This is a genomic window from Kitasatospora sp. NPDC127111, assembly GCF_042677465.1.
Lineage (GTDB): Bacteria > Actinomycetota > Actinomycetes > Streptomycetales > Streptomycetaceae > Kitasatospora.
Genome location: NZ_JBHXTG010000120.1, coordinates 1 through 17,013, shown reverse-complemented (window position 1 = coordinate 17,013; position 17,013 = coordinate 1). Strand labels below are relative to the sequence as shown.

The window sequence follows — 17,013 nt, the reverse complement described above, 5'->3', positions numbered from 1 at the left end:
CGGACACTTCCTTCGGACCGCCTTCCAGCGGGCCCTCCGGGCGCTTCGTTCTTTCGTGTTTCCAGCTTATCAGATGTTTTCCGCTCCGTTTCCGGAGTTTCATTCTTCCGATTTGCTTCGGCCTTTCGGCGCTCCCGAACTCTATCAGAGTTTTTCGGGCCGTTTTCCCGCTCCGTTCTCGAATTTCGTTCGAGAACTTCCGCTGGGGGCCGTCCCGTGGGGCAACCCGGAGAACATTACGCACCGGGCTGCCCCACGTCAAACCGACCGGAGGACGGCTCAGACCTCGACCACGACCGGCAGGATCATCGGACGGCGGCGGTAGTTGTCCGCCACCCACTTGCCGATGGTGCGGCGGACCAGCTGCTGGACCTGGCGGATCTCCAGGACGCCGTCACCGGCCGAGCGGTCCAGCGCCTCCTGCAGCTTGGCGGCCACCGGGACGAACGCGCTGTCGTCGATGCCGGAGCCGCGGGCCTGGATGGTCGGGCCGCCCACGATCTTGCCGTTGGTGGAGTCGACCGCCACGAAGACCGAGATGAAGCCCTCCTCGCCGAGGATCTTGCGGTCCTTGAGCGAGGCCTCGGTGATGTCACCGACCGAGGCGCCGTCCACGTAGACGTAGCCGGCCCGCACCTTGCCGACGATCCGGGCGACGCCGCCTTCGAGGTCGACGCAGACGCCGTCCTCCGCGATGACCGTCCGGTTGCGCGGCACGCCGGTCGCGATGCCCAGGTCGGCGGCGGCCCGCAGGTGGCGCCACTCGCCGTGGACCGGCATCAGGTTCCGCGGCTTGCAGATGTTGAAGAAGTAGAGCAGCTCGCCGGCCGAGGCGTGGCCGGAGACGTGCACCTTGGCGTTGCCCTTGTGCACGACCTTGGCGCCCCAGCGGGTCAGGCCGTTGATCACCCGGTAGACGGCGCTCTCGTTGCCCGGGATGAGCGAGGACGCCAGGACGACGGTGTCGCCCTCGGTGATGCGGATCTGGTGGTCGCGGTTGGCCATCCGGGACAGCGCGGCCATCGGCTCGCCCTGCGAACCGGTGCAGATCAGCACGACCTCCTTGTCCGGAAGGTCGTCGAGCTGCTTGACGTCGACGATCAGGTTGCCGGGGACCTTCAGGTAACCGAGGTCGCGGGCGATGCCCATGTTGCGGACCATCGAGCGGCCGACGAAGGCGACCTTGCGCTTGTACTCGTGCGCGGCGTCCAGCACCTGCTGGATGCGGTGCACGTGGCTGGCGAAGGACGCCACGATGATGCGCTTGTCGGCGTTCGCGAAAACGTTTCGCAGCGCGGCCGAGATGTCCCTCTCGTGCGGGATGAAGCCCGGAACCTCGGCGTTGGTGGAGTCCACCAGCAGCAGGTCCATGCCCTCCTCGGCCAGCTTGGCGAAGGTCGGCAGGTCGGTGAGGCGGCCGTCGAGCGGCAGCTGGTCCATCTTGAAGTCGCCGGTGGCGACGACCATGCCGGCGGGCGTGCGCACGGCGACGGCCAGCGCGTCCGGGATGGAGTGGTTGACCGCGATGAACTGGCAGTCGAACGGACCGATCCGCTCCCGGTCGCCCTCCGCGACCTCCAGGACGTACGGCCGGATCCGGTGCTCGGCGAGCTTGGCCTCGATCAGGGCGAGGGTGAGCTTCGAGCCGATCAGCGGGATGTCCGGGTTCTCCCGGAGCAGGTACGGGACGGCGCCGATGTGGTCCTCGTGCCCGTGGGTCAGGATGATGCCGTCGACCTTGTCGAGGCGGTCCCGGATGTAGCTGAAGTCCGGCAGGATCAGGTCGACGCCGGGCTGCTCGTCCTCGGGGAAGAGGACGCCGCAGTCGACGATCAGGATGCGGTCGCCGTACTCGAAGACCGTCATGTTGCGGCCGATCTCGCCGAGACCGCCGAGCGGAGTGATGCGGAGGGCGCCCTCCTTCAGGGCCGGAGGCGCGCCGAGTTCGGGATGCGGGTGGCTCAAAAGACTCTCCTCACGACGCACGCCATATGCCCGGGGTCCTCCCCCAAGAGACATATGGCGTGCGTTCTCAGTGTCGGTTTCCTACTGGGTCGGTGCTCTCGCGCCTTCGTCCGGTCCAGCGGCAGACCTCGGGGGAGGTCCGGCGAGCCGGGGCGCGCACGTCTGTGTCTGCTACAGGTGTACCCCGCCGGCGGCGAGATCCTTCTTCAATCGCGCGATCTCCTCGGGAGTCGCGCCGACCAGCGGCAGTCGGAGGGGACCGGCCGGCAGGCCCTGGAGCCCCAGCGCGGCCTTGGCGAGGATGACACCCTGCGTGCGGAACATACCGCTGAAGACCGGCAGCAGACCCTGGTGGATCGCCGTGGCCTTGGCCACATCGCCGGCCAGGTAGGCCTCGATCATGCTGCGCAGCTCACCGGCGACCACGTGGCCGACGACGCTGACCACGCCGACGGCTCCGACGGACAGCAGCGGCAGGTTGAGGATGTCGTCCCCGGAGTACCAGGCCAGGCCGGAGCGGGCGATCGCCCAGGCGGCGGCGCCGACGTCGCCCTTGGCGTCCTTGTTGGCGACGATCCGCGGGTGCTCGCCGAGCCGGACCAGCGTCTCGTGGCTCAGCGCGACGCCGCTGCGGCCGGGGATGTCGTAGAGCATGACCGGCAGGCCGGTCGCGTCGGCGATGTGCGTGGTGTGCCGGTACAGGCCCTCCTGCGGGGGCTTGCTGTAGTACGGCGTGACGACCAGCAGGCCGTGCGCTCCGGCGGCCTCGGCCTGCCGGGCCAGCTCGGCGCTGTGGTGGGTGTCGTTGGTGCCGACGCCGGCCACCACGTGGGCGCGGTCCCCCACCGCCTCCACCACGGCGCGGACGAGGTCGGCCTTCTCGGCGTCGCTGGTGGTCGGGGACTCGCCGGTGGTGCCGTTGACGACGAGGCCGTCGTTGCCGGAGTCGACGAGGTGCGCGGCGAGGCGCTGGGCGCCGTCGAGGTCGAGCCCGCCGTCAGCGGTGAACGGCGTCACCATCGCGGTCAGGACCCGGCCGAAGGGCGTCTGGGGGGTGGAGGTCGGAGCCATGCGTCCAAAGCTACTCGTAGGCGGTGGGGCGGTACCCAGGCCGGTCCAGGGTTCGGACAGGTGTAGCAGGGAGGTGCGGCGCTCGGGGCGGCGGAAACATGGGATTCCGGTGCTGCATGCTCGGGGGTTCAAGCAGCACCGGAATCCGTGTCACGAGCGTAGGGAGCGGCCAGAAAAGCCGCAATCCAGACATGCCAGGCACACTGCCCATATGCCTATCGGCCCAGGTCAGGGGCCCACTCGACGCTGCTCCCCGCAGGCCGCACGGGTGAGCGGCACGAGCCGCGCCCGCTGCTCGGCTACCTGCCCGTCGTGCCGGCGGAGCCGTGCAGCCGGATCGCGTGCTGCATGGTCCGGCGGGCGCGTGGGGTGTCGCCCGCGTCGGCGTACGCCACGGCGAGCCGGAAGAAGACCCGCCAGTCGCCGGGCGCCGCCTCCGCCTCGGACCTGCGGCGGGCGAACACCGCGTCGGCCGACGCCCGGTCGATCCGCCCCCCGGCGGTGCGCTGGAGCTCGTCCACCGGCAGGCCGCCCTCGGCCTCCAGCTCGCGGGCGAGCCGCTCGCTGGCCCGGCCGAAGCGGACCGTCTGGCGCAGGAACCAGACGCCGATCAGCGGGATGACGAAGGCGCAGAGCCCGATGCCGATGCCGAGCGGCTTGCCGGTGGCGATCAGCTGGACGCCCTCGCCGACGCAGATCAGGGCGACCAGCAGCAGGACGGCGGAGAGGACGAAGAATCCGGTACGGGACGTCACGCCGGGCTCACAGGTCCAGGAAGTGTTCGAGGCCGAAGGTGAGACCGGGGGTCTCCACGACCTTGCGCACCCCGAGCAGGATGCCCGGCATGAAGCTGCTGTGGTGCAGCGAGTCGTGCCGGATGGTGAGGGTCTCGCCGGTGTCGCCGAACATCACCTGCTGGTGCGCGAGCAGGCCGCGCAGCCGGACGGCGTGCACCGGAACCCCGTCCACGTCGGCCCCGCGGGCACCGGGCAGGCTGTGGGTGGTCGGGTCCTGCTGCGGGGGTCGGCCGGCCTCGGCGCGGGCCGCGGCGATCAGCTGCGCGGTGCGGGTGGCGGTGCCGCTGGGCGCGTCGGCCTTGCGGTCGTGGTGCAGCTCGACCACCTCGACCGACTCGAAGTACCTCGCGGCCACCTGGGAGAACTTCATGCCGAGGATGGCGCCGATGGAGAAGTTCGGCGCGATCAGCAGGCCGAGCTCGGGGGCCCGGTCGAGCCAGCCGCGCACGGTGTCCAGCCGCTCGTCCGTCCAGCCGGTGGTGCCGGTGACCACGTGGATGCCCCGGTTCAGGCAGTACTCGAGGTTGGCCATCACCGAGTCGGGGTGGGTCAGCTCGACGGCGACCTGGGCCCCGGCCTCGGTGAGCTCCTCCAGCTCGGAGTCGCGGCCGAGCGTGGCGACCAGTTCCAGGTCCGGGGCGGCCTCGACGGCCTTGACCGCCTCGGAGCCGATCCGGCCCTTGGCGCCGATCACGGCGACACGCAGCGTCATTGCGAAAAGTCCCTTCAGACCAGCAGGTCGGCGAGCCCGGCGGCCCGCTTGTCGTTGATCGGTCCGATCAGCGCCAGCGACGGCCGGTGGGCACCCAGCACATCACGGGCCACCGCCCGGACGTCGTCCAGGGTCACCGCCGCTATCTTCGCCAGCATGTCGTCCACCGACAGGTGGTGGCCGTAGCTCAGCTCGGCCTTGCCGATCCGGTTCATCAGCGAGCCGGTGTCCTCCATGCCGAGCACGGTGGAGCCGGAGATCTGGCCGATCGCCCGCTGCAACTCCTCCTCGGTGATGCCGTCGGCGACCACCTTGGCGAGCTCCTCGCGGCAGATCCGCAGCACCTCCTCGACCCGCTTGGGCTGGCAGCCGGCGTAGATGCCGAACAGGCCGCTGTCCGCGTACGACGAGGAGTACGAGTACACCGAGTAGGCCAGGCCGCGCTTCTCCCGGACCTCCTGGAACAGCCGGGAGCTCATCCCGCCGCCGAGGGCCGCGTTGAGCACGCCCATCGCCCAGCGGCGCTCGTCGTGCCGGGGCACGCCGGGCACGCCCAGCACCAGGTGGGCCTGTTCGGTGGCGCGGTTGAGCACCTCGACCTTGCCGGCCGTGCGCAGCGCCTTGACGCCGCGCCGGGCCTCGGCGGGGCCGGCGTCCGACTTGGCCAGCAGCGGCGCGAAGGCCCGCTGGACCTGCTGGACGACCTTGCGGTGGTCCAGGTTGCCGGCCGCGGCGACCACCAGGTGCTCGGGCTTGTAGCGGCGGTGGAAGAAGCCGGCGATCTGGTCCCGGGTGAGGGCCTGGACGGTCTCCTGGGTGCCGAGGATCGGGCGGCCGAGCGGGCCGCTGCCGTAGATCACCTTGGCGAAGAGGTCGTGCACCACGTCGCCCGGGTCGTCCTCGGCCATCGCCATCTCCTCGAGGATGACGCCGCGCTCGGCCTCGACGTCCTCCGGGCGGATCAGCGAGCCGGTGAGCATGTCGCAGACCACGTCGATGGCCAGCGGCAGGTCGGTGTCCAGCACCCGCGCGTAGTAGCAGGTGTTCTCCTTCGCGGTGAAGGCGTTCATCTCGCCGCCGACCGCGTCCAGGGCGGCCGAGATGTCCAGCGCGCTGCGCCGCTCGGTGCCCTTGAAGAGGAGGTGCTCCAGGTAGTGGGTGGCTCCGTTGAGCTGCGGGGTCTCGTCCCGCGAGCCGACGCCGACCCAGATGCCGAAGGTCGCGGAGCGCACCGTCGGCAGGGTCTCGGTGACGACCCGCAGGCCGCCGGGGAGGACGGTGCGGCGCACGGTGCCGGCGCCGTCCACGCCCTTCAGCAGGGTCCGGGTGGTGCCGGGGCGCTGCTTCGCCGCCGAGGCCTGGGCCACGGGGGTACCTCCGTAGAAAGCATGGGGGGACAAACGGGATGCGGCCCGCACGCCGACGGGGGCGTGCGGGCCGCGACCGCGTTTAGCTAATGGGCTGGCCGGGGGCGCTTCACTCGGAAGCGGCCTCGCCGCCCTCCTCGCCCTCGATCACGGGGATCAGGGAGAGCTTGCCGCGCGGGTCGATCTCGGCGATCTCGACCTGGACCTTGGTGCCGACGCCGAGCACGTCCTCGACGTTCTCGACGCGCTTGCCGCCGGCCAGCTTGCGGATCTGCGAGATGTGCAGCAGGCCGTCCTTGCCCGGCATGAGCGAGACGAACGCGCCGAACGTCGTGGTCTTGACCACGGTGCCCAGGTAGCGCTCGCCGACCTCCGGCATGGTCGGGTTGGCGATCTGGTTGATCGTCGTACGGGCAGCCTCCGCCGAGGGGCCGTCGACCGCACCGATGTAGATGGTGCCGTCGTCCTCGATGGTGATGTCCGCGCCGGTGTCCTCCTGGATCTGGTTGATCATCTTGCCCTTGGGGCCGATGACCTCACCGATCTTGTCCACCGGGATCTTGATGGTGATGATGCGCGGCGCGTTCGGCGACATCTCGTCGGGCGCGTCGATGGCCTCGTTCATCACGTCGAGGATGTGCAGACGGGCGTCGCGGGCCTGCTTCAGCGCGGCGGCCAGCACCGACGCCGGGATGCCGTTGAGCTTGGTGTCCAGCTGCAGGGCGGTGATGAAGTTGCGGGTACCGGCGACCTTGAAGTCCATGTCGCCGTACGCGTCCTCGGCGCCCAGGATGTCGGTCAGCGCGACGTAGTGGGTCTCACCGTCGATCTCCTGCGAGATCAGGCCCATGGCGATGCCGGCGACGGCGGCCTTCAGCGGCACACCGGCGTTCAGCAGCGACATGGTGGAGGCGCAGACCGAGCCCATCGAGGTGGAGCCGTTGGAGCCGAGCGCCTCGGAGACCTGGCGGATGGCGTACGGGAACTCCTCGCGGGACGGCAGCACGGGGATGATCGCCCGCTCCGCCAGCGCGCCGTGGCCGATCTCGCGGCGCTTGGGCGAGCCCACGCGGCCGGTCTCGCCGACCGAGTACGGCGGGAAGTTGTAGTTGTGCATGTAGCGGCGACGCGTCTCCGGGGAGAGCGTGTCGAGCTGCTGCTCCATGCGCAGCATGTTCAGCGTGGTGACACCCAGGATCTGGGTCTCGCCGCGCTCGAACAGGGCCGAGCCGTGGACGCGCGGGATGGCCTCGACCTCGGCGGCCAGGGTGCGGATGTCGGTGACGCCGCGGCCGTCGATGCGGACCTTGTCCTTGATGACGCGCTCGCGGACGATCTTCTTGGTCAGCGCGTTGTAGGCGGCGCTGATCTCCTTCTCGCGGCCCTCGAACTCGGGCAGAAGCTTCTCGGCGGCAAGCGCCTTGACGCGGTCCAGCTCGTTGTTGCGCTCCTGCTTGCCCGGGATGGTGAGGGCCTGGGCCAGCTCGTCCTTGACGGCGGCGGTCAGCGCGGCGAGCACGTCGTCCTGGTAGTCCAGGAAGACCGGGAACTCGCCGGTCGGCTTGGCGGCCTGGGCGGCCAGCTGCGACTGGGCGGCGCAGAGCACCTTGATGAACGGCTTGGCGGCCTCGAGACCGGCGGCCACGACGTCCTCGGTCGGGGCCTCGGCGCCGTCGCCGACCAGCTTGATGGTCTTGTCGGTGGCCTCGGCCTCGACCATCATGATCGCGACGTCGCCGTCCGGCAGGACGCGACCGGCGACGACCATGTCGAAGACGGCCGACTCCAGCTCGCTGTGGGTCGGGAAGGCCACCCACTGGCCCTTGATCAGCGCGACGCGGACGCCACCGATCGGGCCGGAGAACGGCAGGCCCGCCAGCTGGGTGGAGGCGGAGGCGGCGTTGATGGCCACCACGTCGTACAGGTGGTCCGGGTTGAGCGCCATCACGGTGACGACGACCTGGACCTCGTTGCGCAGGCCCTTGACGAAGGACGGGCGCAGCGGGCGGTCGATCAGGCGGCAGGTGAGGACGGCGTCCTCGGAGGGCCGGCCCTCGCGACGGAAGAACGAGCCGGGGATGCGGCCCGCGGCGTACATCCGCTCCTCGACGTCCACGGTCAGCGGGAAGAAGTCGAAGTGCTCCTTCGGCTGCTTGGACGCGCTGGTGGCCGACAGCACCATGGTGTCGTCGTCCAGGTAGGCCACGGCGGAGCCGGCGGCCTGACGGGCCAGACGGCCGGTCTCGAAGCGGATGGTACGGGTGCCGAAGGAACCGTTGTCGATCACGGCCTCGGCGTAGAACACGTTCTCTTCCACCTGGAAGATCTCCTCTTTCGTACGTCTCCGGGAGAGCGCCCCCGCGCATCGCCTGCCGGTCGGCCCTGGTCCTCCTGCTCGGAGGTAGGCAGTCGGGCCGGTCTTCGATCGAAGCCTCCGGTGCACCCCGCTCGGTCTGCGGGGCTTCCGGCGGCCACTACCGAGGACCGGCGCCTCTCGGCTGCCGGGCCTGGACGGGCGGTCCGCGTCTGGACGCTCTCTCGGATGCGGGCGGCTTCCGTTTGAAGCCTTCGTCCCGCGGGGGTCGGGGTCTTTCCGCCTGGGTGGCGCGATGTCGCGCCATCACCCGGCATGCCCACAACCCTACGGTGCAATCCTCGGCCACCTGGGGAGGTGCGCGCGAGTTGTTATGCGCGGTTGTCGTGTCCGGGACGCCGCGGGCACCGGCCGCGGCATACGCGCGAGGGGCGGCTCCCCGGTGTGGGGAGCCGCCCCGAGCGGCGGTCTTAGCGGGCGCCGCCAGCGGCACCGCGGCGGATGCCCAGGCGGTCGACGAGCGTACGGAAGCGCTCGATGTCCTTCTTGGCCAGGTACTGCAGCAGGCGGCGACGCTGGCCGACCAGGATCAGCAGGCCACGACGCGAGTGGTGGTCGTGCTTGTGGGACTTCAGGTGCTCGGTCAGGTCCGAGATGCGACGGGAGAGCATGGCCACCTGGACCTCGGGGGAGCCGGTGTCGCCCTCCTTGGTGCCGAACTCGGCGATGATCTGCTTCTTGACGTCAGAGGCGAGAGCCACTGCAACTCCTTCGGGGTGATACCGAGCGGTCCTGGTCTACGGCACAGGACTCTGTGGGAACTCGGTGTCGTGACTGAGCACGGCCTGCGGTCGGCGACCCACCTGGGCGGACACACCGGTGCACTCGAAAGGCAAGCGTACCAGTGTCGCCCGTCGGTCCTCCGCGCGCGGCCCGGAGCCGGGCGCGGAGGCACGGGTGCGGGGCCGGCTCAGCCGTTGATGCCGCGGACCAGGCGGTAGATCTCGAGCACGCCCAGCGCCAGCGGGACCAGCGCCATCAGGGTGAGGCTGTCGACCAGGTCCAGGATGCGTCCCCAGAACGGGGAGACGCCGAGCCGGGGCACCACCAGGGCGATCGCGGTGAGGATCGCGGCGCCGAAGGCGATCGAGGTGGCCAGCCAGATGGTGCGCAGGTCGATGTCGGTGGACCCGGCGGCCTTGAGGATGAACAGCGGGGTGTGCAGCGAGAGGCCGATGATCAGCAGCGACAGGCCGAGCAGGCCGGCGATGGTGAGGCTGAAGACCTGCGCGGTGTAGCGGAACAGCCGGGCGCGCAGCATGGTGGTGATGCCGAGGGTCAGCGCCAGTAGCTCGGGGAAGAGCCGGTCGGTGAAGCCGAGCACCGCGCAGGCGCCCACGATCACCGCGGCGCAGCCGCCGACCAGCCCGACCAGCACCTCGTGGCCGCGGCGGGCCTGGTGCGCGATCCGCTCGTACTGGACGGCCTCGGCGCGGCCGGCCTCCTCGTCGTAGTCGCGGCTGCGGGTGCGGGTCTGGCCGGGGGCGCTGAAGCCGACGGGCAGCCGGGCGAAGCGGGCGGAGAGGCCGGGCAGGAAGCCGATCACGGCGACGGCGGCGACGCCGGTGACGGCGGCGATGTGGCTGGCCGGGGTGCCGGGCAGCAGCACGGCGGCGAAGGTGGCGAGCGCGCCGGCGGCGGCCAGGAAGGCCGCGGCGACGAACAGCGAGTCCTTCTCGGGCAGCAGGCCGACCAGGAGCACGGCGACGATCAGGACGGCGACGCAGCCGGTGAGGAACTGCAGCCGGCCCGGGCCGTCCAGGTGGTGGGCCGGGGCGAGGATGCCGCTGCCGCCGATCAGGGCGTGCGGCAGGGCGCCGAGGCCGAGCGCGAGGGCGGCCCAGGAGTCCTGGTAGACCCGGGCGCGGACGCCGGCCAGGGCGGTCAGCACGACGGCGGTGACGCCGGACAGGATGCCGGGCAGGCCGTGCATGTCGTGGCGCAGGTCGGAGAACCAGAGCGCGAAGCCCAGCAGGGTGAGCAGCACGCCGGCGCCGATCAGGCCGAAGGCCCGCATCAGCTCGGGGCTCCAGAACCGGCGGTCGGCCTCGACGGCGGTGGCGATGGCGTCGGCCACGTCGTCGTAGACGGCCGGCGGCAGCGACTCGGCGAACGGGCGCAGGCTGAGCAGGTCGCCGTCGCGGACCTGCTGGGCGGCGAGCGGCAGCCCGCTGTCGAGCACGGTGCCGTCGCGGCGGACCAGGTGGAAGCCGGTCGGGGCGCCGTCCGGCTGGGTCTGGCCGGAGAGGCGCAGCACCTCGGGGTAGACGTCCGCGAGCGGGACGTCCTCGGGCAGGGCGACGTCGATCCGGCTGTCCGGCGCGACGACGGTGACCCGGCAGAATCCGGTCGCGGCGGGGCTGCTCATGCCCACACCTCGCTGGCGCTCATCGCTCGACGCACTGGGCGCTCCCCCTTGTTGACGGTGCCGCGGCTACGGGCGGCGGTCGGTCTGGCTGCTGCGCGGTGCAGGGCCGGGTGGAACTGGCTCGGTCCGGCCATGAGTTGGCGCGGCGTTACCCTACCCGTTCCGTTCGTGGGCGCTGCCGCGCAGGTCCCCATGGGGTGGGCCGGTGCGGCCGCGGGCGCCCCCAGTAGGATCGGCCCCTGCGCCAGGCGACAGGGGACAGGGGCCGCGCTCCTCCCCGGGTGCCGGCGGTCGGCGGAGCGGGGGCGGCGTCATACGGGGCGCCCTCACCCGTACGTAATCCAGTTGCGTGAGGGCTGATGCCGAAGTGATTGAGCGAGCCGTTCAAGGCCGTGGGGTGGGCGCATGAGTGTCATTACGGTCAAGCGTCCTGCCCGGGCGTATCCGCCTCCGGTGCCGGACGAACCGGTGGAGCTGGTGACTCCGCCCGAGCTGCCGAGGTCGGGTGGCGAGGACTGGATGATGAGCCTCCTGCCGATGCTCGGCATGGGCGGCTCGGCGGTGTTCTTCTTCTCGCCCGGTGCGCAGGCCCCGATGAAGATCATGGGCGGTCTGATGATCGTCTCGACGGTCGGCATGGCGCTGGCCCAGATCGTCAAGGCGCGCAAGGGCGGTTCGACCGCCACCGCCGACGAGCGGCGCGACTACCTCAAGTACCTGCAGCAGATGCGCCGTCAGGTGCGGCGGACGGCCGAGCGCCAGCGCGGCGCGCAGCTGTTCCTGAACCCGGAGCCGGACCAGCTCTGGTCGATCGTGGCGGAGGGCCGCCGGCTCTGGGAACGCCGGACCGGGGACGCCGACTTCGCGCAGATCCGGGTCGGCCGCGGGCCGGTGCAGTTGTCGACCCCGCTGGTGGCGCCGCAGACGGCGCCGATGGACGAGCTGGAACCGCTCTCCGCGGCGGCGATGCAGACCTTCCTCAAGGCCCACGGGACCCTGCAGGACCTGCCGTTGGCGGTCTCGCTGCGCGCCTTCTACCACATCACGGTGTGCGGGGACCCGGACACCGTGTACGGGAACGTGCGGGCGATGATCGCCCAGTTGACGACGCTGCACTCGCCGGACGACCTGCTGGTGACGGTGGCCGCGGCGCCGGGCGCGGTGGAGGAGTGGGAGTGGACCAAGTGGCTCCCGCACAACCAGCACCGCAAGGACAGCGACGGCGCGGGTTCGCGCCGGCTGATCGCCACCGGCCTGGGTGAGCTGGAGTACCTGCTGCAGGACGAACTGGCCGGTCGCCAGCGGTTCGTGCGGGACGCGGAGCCGTCCTCGGACCAGCCCCACCTGATCGTGATCATGGACGGCGCCTCGGTGCCGCACGACTCGCTGCTCGCCGGCCCGGAGGGCGTGCAGGGGGTGACCATCATCGAGGTGGTCCCGGGCGACCTCGACGAGCCGACCGGCCACCTGGTGGTCACGGTGACGCCGGAGGAGCTGGTGCTCCGCTCGGCCTCGGGCGCGACCTACACCGGCAAGCCGGACACCCTCTCCACCTGGCAGTCCGAGGCGCTGGCCCGGCAGTTGGCGCCGTACCGGATCTCGGCCGGCGGCGACGACGAGCCGCTGCTGTCCAACCTGGACTTCACCGACCTGATGAACTCGGGCGACCCGGGCTCCTTCGAGGTGTCGCGCAGCTGGCGGCCGCGGGCGCAGCGCGAGAAGCTGCGGGTGCCGATCGGGGTCGGGGCCGGCGGCGAGCACGTCTACCTGGACATCAAGGAGGCCGCGCTGGAGGGCATGGGCCCGCACGGCCTGTGCGTCGGCGCGACCGGCTCCGGCAAGTCGGAGCTGCTGCGCACCCTGGTGCTGGGCCTGGCGATGACGCACTCCTCGGAGACGCTGAACTTCGTCCTCGCGGACTTCAAGGGTGGTGCGACCTTCGCCGGCATGGCGGACATGCCGCACACCTCCGCGGTGATCACCAACCTGGAGGGCGAGCTCACCCTGGTCGACCGCATGCGCGACGCGATCGAGGGCGAGATGAACCGCCGGCAGGAGCTGCTGCGTTCGGCCGGCAACTACGCCAACCTGAACGAGTACGAGCGGGCCCGCGCCGCGGGTGCGGCGCTGGACCCGCTGCCGTCGCTGGTGCTGATCATCGACGAGTTCTCCGAGCTGCTCACCGCGAAGCCGGACTTCATCGACATGTTCATCCAGATCGGCCGCATCGGCCGTTCGCTGGGTGTGCACCTGCTGCTGGCCTCGCAGCGCCTGGAGGAGGGCAAGCTGCGCGGCCTGGACACCTACCTCTCGTACCGGATCGGTCTGCGCACCTTCTCGGCGGCCGAGTCCCGGGCGGCGATCGGTGTGCCGGACGCGTACCACCTGCCGCCGGTGCCGGGTGTCGGCTACCTGAAGTTCGGCACCGACGTGATGGAGCGGTTCAAGGCCGCGTACGTGTCCGGGCCGTACCGGGCCCCCGGGCAGCAGCGCGCGGCGGGCGGCCGGCTGGTGACCGCGCAGCCGGTGGTGTTCACCGCCGCCGAGGTGCCGGTGGTGGAGCCGCTGGTGCAGGAGGTCCAGCCGGAGGTCGAGGAGCAGGACGACGCGCTGGTCGACACCGTGCTGGACGTGTTCGTGCAGCGGATGGCGGGCCAGGGGCCGGCCGCGCACCAGGTGTGGCTGCCGCCGCTGGACGAGGCGCCGAGCGTGGACCAGCTGCTGCCGCCGCCGCTGCAGGCGACCCCGGAGCGCGGGCTGACCGCTCCGGCGTACGGGGCGCTGGGCCGGCTGCGGGTGCCGGTCGGCATCGTCGACAAGCCGCGCGACCAGAAGCGCGACGTGCTGGAGCAGGACTACTCGGGCGCGGCCGGTCACGGTCTGGTCGTCGGTGGTCCGCGGTCCGGCAAGTCGACGCTGATGCGCACCCTGGTGGCGTCGTTCTCGGTGACGCACACCCCGCTGGAGACGCAGTTCTACCTGCTGGACTTCGGTGGTGGCGGTTTCCAGTCGCTGCAGGAGCTGCCGCACGTCGGCGGGGTGGCCGGGCGACTGGACGCCGAGAAGGTGCGCCGCATGATCAGCGAGGTGCACGGCGTGCTGAACCGGCGCGAGGAGCTGTTCCGGTCGACCGGGATCGACTCGATCGCGACCTACCGGGCCCGCCGCGCGGCCGGCCAGCTGCCGGACGAGCAGTTCGGCGACGTGTTCCTGATCATCGACGGCTGGAACACCTTCAAGCAGGACTACGAGATGCTGGAGGGGGTGATCGGGGACATCGCCCAGCGCGGTCTCGGCTACGGCGTCCACCTGATCATCACCGCGGCCCGCTACGCGGAGGTCCGTCCGGCGCTGAAGGACCTGCTGCAGAACCGCACCGAGATGAAGCTCGGTGACGCGATGGAGTCCGAGGTGGACCGCCGGATCGCGCTGAACGTGCCGGCCATCCCGGGCCGCGGCATCACGGGCGGCGGTCTGCACTTCCTGACCGGCCTGCCGCGGCTGGACGGCTCGCACGCGGTGGACGACCTGCAGGAGGGCGTGGCCGGGTTGGTCGCCGCGGTCAACGCGGCCTGGACGGGGCCGCGCGCGCCGCAGGTCCGGATGCTGCCGGCGGTGCTGGACGGCTTCTCGCTGCCGAAGGGCTTCGAGTACCCGGAGCGCGGGATCGCCTTCGGCGTGGACGAGGTGGAGCTGGCTCCGGCGTTCGTCAACTTCGAGACCGACCCGCTGTTCATCATCTTCGGCGACACCGAGTCCGGTAAGTCGGCGCTGCTGCGGATGCTGGTCAAGCAGATCACCGAGCGGTACACGCCGGAGCAGGCCGGCATCGTGGTCGGCGACTACCGGCGCGCGCTGCTCGGCACGGTGCCCCAGGAGTACCTGGTCGAGTACGCGGCCGCGCAGCCGGCCATGACCAGCATCGTGGAGATGCTGCGCGGGGCCTGCTCGCGCCGTCTGCCGGGCCCCGACGTCACCGCCGAGCAGCTGCGCAACCGCAGCTGGTACAGCGGCAAGGACATGTTCGTGATCGTGGACGACTACGAGCTGGTGGCGACGAGCTCGGGCAACCCGCTGTCGCCGCTGGCCGAGTTCCTGCCGTTCGCCCGCGACATCGGCCTGCGCGTGATCATCGCGCGCAGTGCGGGTGGCGCCGGCCGCTCGCTCTACGAACCCGTGATGCAGCGGATGCGCGAGCTGGGCGGCCAGGGCGTGATCCTGTCCGGCAACAAGGACGAGGGCGCGCTGCTCGGCACGGTCAAGCCGCAGCCGCTGCCGCCCGGCCGAGGGGTGTACGTCTCCCGCCGGGTCACCAGCGGGCAGATGGTCCAGACGGGCTGGCTGCCGTCGGCTTAATATGCGCGGCCGCCCTCGGCGGCCGTCACGGAAAGTGATCGAAGGGGTCGGGTTCCCGGGAACCCGACCCCTTCGGCGTCCACGTGCTGAAACGTTATCTAGATCTTTCCGGCGGTTCGCTGCGGTTCCCGCACCCTTCCGGAGCTGCTCCGGGCGGCCGAGGGCCGCCTGGGCGTGCCACCCTCGCTCCCGAGCTCAACCTTCGAATGCAGTGCTTAATCTGCCGTTTACCTTGGATTCAAGCGCGATGTGGTCAAGGTAACAACTCGGACATAGACGACAATGACCACACGTGATCACTGGATCGCATGTTTATGCCCTCTACTGCAACGGATTCCGAAGCGATTCCCGCGTTGACGCACGCAATACGGCCAAGGTTCCATGGCGGCCCGGGAGCGTCAGGACCAAGACCCAGAGCAGCCAGCCAGCGGAGGCGATACCGCTCCCTCTCCAGGACCGCTCAGAGCCGATCGGAAGCCACATGACCGACACGCTTCGCCCGCCACACGCCGTAGCCCCCGCCGCGGCCACCGAGGGCGCCGCCTCCCCCCAGACGCTCAAGCGCTCGATCGGCGTCGTCGGCGGCACACTGCTCACCCTGTCCTGCGTGACCCCGGCCTCGACGCTCTTCGTGATCGTCCCGGAGCTGTTCTCCAGCATCGGCAGCGCCACCGCGCTGGCCATCGCGATCGGCTCGGTGCTCTGCATCGCGGTCGCCTTCTGTTACTCCGAGCTCGGCACCCTGATCCCCAGCGCCGGCGGCGAGTACGCGATGGTCGGCACCCTGGCGGGCCGGCTGGCCGGCTGGCTGGTCTTCGTGCTCTCGCTGATCGTGGTGATGATCGTCCCCTCGGTGATCGCGCTCGGCACGGCCGACTACCTCGCACCGGTGCTGCACGTCGACAAGCCGATCGCGGGCGCCGCGGTCATGCTGGCCGCCACCCTGGCCGGTCTGCTGGACCTGCGGGCCAACGCCTGGATCACCGGCATCTTCCTGGTCCTGGAGGTCGTCGCGGCCGGCGTCGTCTCGGTGCTCGGCTTCGCCCACGCCAACGGCGACGCGCCCAGCATGCTGCACGGCGTGGTCGCCGGTGACGGCGGCGCCGCCACCACGGTGAGCGTCGGTGCCATCGTGGGCGCGCTCGGCATCGCCCTCTTCATCACCCAGGGCTTCTCCACCGCGGTCTACCTCTCCGAGGAGCTGGAGAACCCGCGCAAGAACGTCTCGCGCACCGTCCTGTGGACGCTGGCCATCTCGGCCGCCGTCATCCTGGTCCCGGTCGCCGCCATCACCGTGGGCGCGCCCGACCTGGAGACCCTGACCTCCGGCGACATCTCCAGCATGGTCACCGCCTGGAGCAACTCGGCCGTCGGCACCTTCATCAGCCTCTGCGTCGCGCTGGCCATCATCAACGCCGGCATCGTCATGGTGATCCAGAACTCCCGGGTGCTGTTCGCCTCGGCCCGTGACAAGGCCTGGCCCGAGCCGGTCAACAAGGCCTTCTCCACCCTGGGCCGGTTCGGCTCGCCCTGGGTCGCCACCCTGGCCGTCGGCCTGCCGGGCGCCGCGCTCTGCTTCGTCAAGGGCGAGCTGCTCAGCGAGATCACCGGCGTCGCCGTCACCGGGATGTACCTGCTGGTCGCGGTCGCCGCGCTGCTGTCGCGCCGCAACCACCACAAGCACGCCGCCGCCTGGCGGATGCCGCTCTGGCCGGCCGTTCCGGTCGTCCTGATCGCGGTGCTGGTCTACGTCATCACCCAGCTCGACACCGAGCCGCTGCTGTGGACGGGCGGCATCACCGCCGCCGCCACCCTGTACTGGCTGTTCTACCTGCGCCCCCGGCAGGCCAGCCACTGGGTGATCACCCTCCCCGAGGACCAGCAGGCCTGACCCCCACCCCTCCCCCACGCGGCAGTGCCCCGGGCTCCCCCTGGCCCGGGGGCCAGCCCCCTGCCCGCCCGGACGGGCCCAACATATTGGGGGTGCACACCCGGCGGGGGGC

At 71.0% G+C, this 17,013-nt stretch carries 10 protein-coding genes; 2 read left to right on the top strand and 8 right to left on the bottom strand.

Features of this window, described 5'->3' with window-relative positions; translation table 11 throughout:
• Positions 1-279: 279 nt before the first annotated feature.
• From ACFVHB_RS38360 to eccD, 8 genes are all read right to left on the bottom strand, one after another.
• A complete protein-coding gene (locus ACFVHB_RS38360) occupies positions 280-1,965 on the bottom strand; it encodes a ribonuclease J (RefSeq protein WP_380332155.1) in 1,686 nt (561 codons plus the stop codon).
• A 171-nt stretch (positions 1,966-2,136) separates the two neighbouring features.
• Entirely contained in the window at positions 2,137-3,036 is a 900-nt protein-coding gene (dapA, locus tag ACFVHB_RS38355) for a 4-hydroxy-tetrahydrodipicolinate synthase (protein WP_380332152.1), read from the bottom strand.
• 299 nt (positions 3,037-3,335) lie between these two features.
• A complete protein-coding gene (locus ACFVHB_RS38350) occupies positions 3,336-3,791 on the bottom strand; it encodes a hypothetical protein (protein WP_380332149.1) in 456 nt (151 codons plus the stop codon).
• Positions 3,792-3,798: 7 nt separating this feature from the next.
• Positions 3,799-4,545, bottom strand: coding sequence for a 4-hydroxy-tetrahydrodipicolinate reductase (gene dapB, locus ACFVHB_RS38345; protein WP_380332146.1), 747 nt, complete (start codon positions 4,543-4,545; stop codon positions 3,799-3,801).
• Positions 4,546-4,559: 14 nt separating this feature from the next.
• Positions 4,560-5,912 (bottom strand): M16 family metallopeptidase, encoded by a 1,353-nt coding sequence (locus tag ACFVHB_RS38340; RefSeq protein ID WP_380332143.1) that lies wholly within the window; start codon positions 5,910-5,912, stop codon positions 4,560-4,562.
• Positions 5,913-6,021: 109 nt separating this feature from the next.
• Positions 6,022-8,229 (bottom strand): polyribonucleotide nucleotidyltransferase, encoded by a 2,208-nt coding sequence (locus ACFVHB_RS38335; RefSeq protein ID WP_380332140.1) that lies wholly within the window; start codon positions 8,227-8,229, stop codon positions 6,022-6,024.
• Positions 8,230-8,696: 467 nt separating this feature from the next.
• Positions 8,697-8,987 carry a 30S ribosomal protein S15 gene (gene rpsO, locus ACFVHB_RS38330; protein ID WP_360214403.1) on the bottom strand — a complete coding sequence of 97 codons (291 nt, stop codon included), beginning with the start codon at positions 8,985-8,987 and terminating at the stop codon, positions 8,697-8,699.
• A 209-nt stretch (positions 8,988-9,196) separates the two neighbouring features.
• Positions 9,197-10,654, bottom strand: a complete 1,458-nt coding sequence (eccD, locus tag ACFVHB_RS38325) for a type VII secretion integral membrane protein EccD (RefSeq protein WP_380332137.1) — start codon at positions 10,652-10,654, stop codon at positions 9,197-9,199.
• A gap of 405 nt (positions 10,655-11,059) precedes the next feature.
• Between eccD and eccCa the strand changes: the two genes are divergently transcribed.
• Positions 11,060-15,010 carry a type VII secretion protein EccCa gene (gene eccCa, locus ACFVHB_RS38320; protein WP_380332134.1) on the top strand — a complete coding sequence of 1,317 codons (3,951 nt, stop codon included), beginning with the start codon at positions 11,060-11,062 and terminating at the stop codon, positions 15,008-15,010.
• Positions 15,011-15,491: 481 nt separating this feature from the next.
• A complete protein-coding gene (locus tag ACFVHB_RS38315; protein ID WP_380332131.1) occupies positions 15,492-16,901 on the top strand; it encodes an APC family permease in 1,410 nt (469 codons plus the stop codon).
• Positions 16,902-17,013: the final 112 nt, after the last annotated feature.

What these genes read in the sequence shown, in the direction of transcription:
- dapA (WP_380332152.1), bottom strand. Translation starts at nt 3,036, where the DNA reads ATGGCTCCGACCTCCACCCCCCAGACGCCCTTCGGCCGGGTCCTGACC.
- dapB (WP_380332146.1), bottom strand. Translation starts at nt 4,545, where the DNA reads ATGACGCTGCGTGTCGCCGTGATCGGCGCCAAGGGCCGGATCGGCTCC.
- eccD (WP_380332137.1), bottom strand. Translation starts at nt 10,654, where the DNA reads ATGAGCAGCCCCGCCGCGACCGGATTCTGCCGGGTCACCGTCGTCGCG.
- eccCa (WP_380332134.1), top strand. Translation starts at nt 11,060, where the DNA reads ATGAGTGTCATTACGGTCAAGCGTCCTGCCCGGGCGTATCCGCCTCCG.
- ACFVHB_RS38315 (WP_380332131.1), top strand. Translation starts at nt 15,492, where the DNA reads ATGACCGACACGCTTCGCCCGCCACACGCCGTAGCCCCCGCCGCGGCC.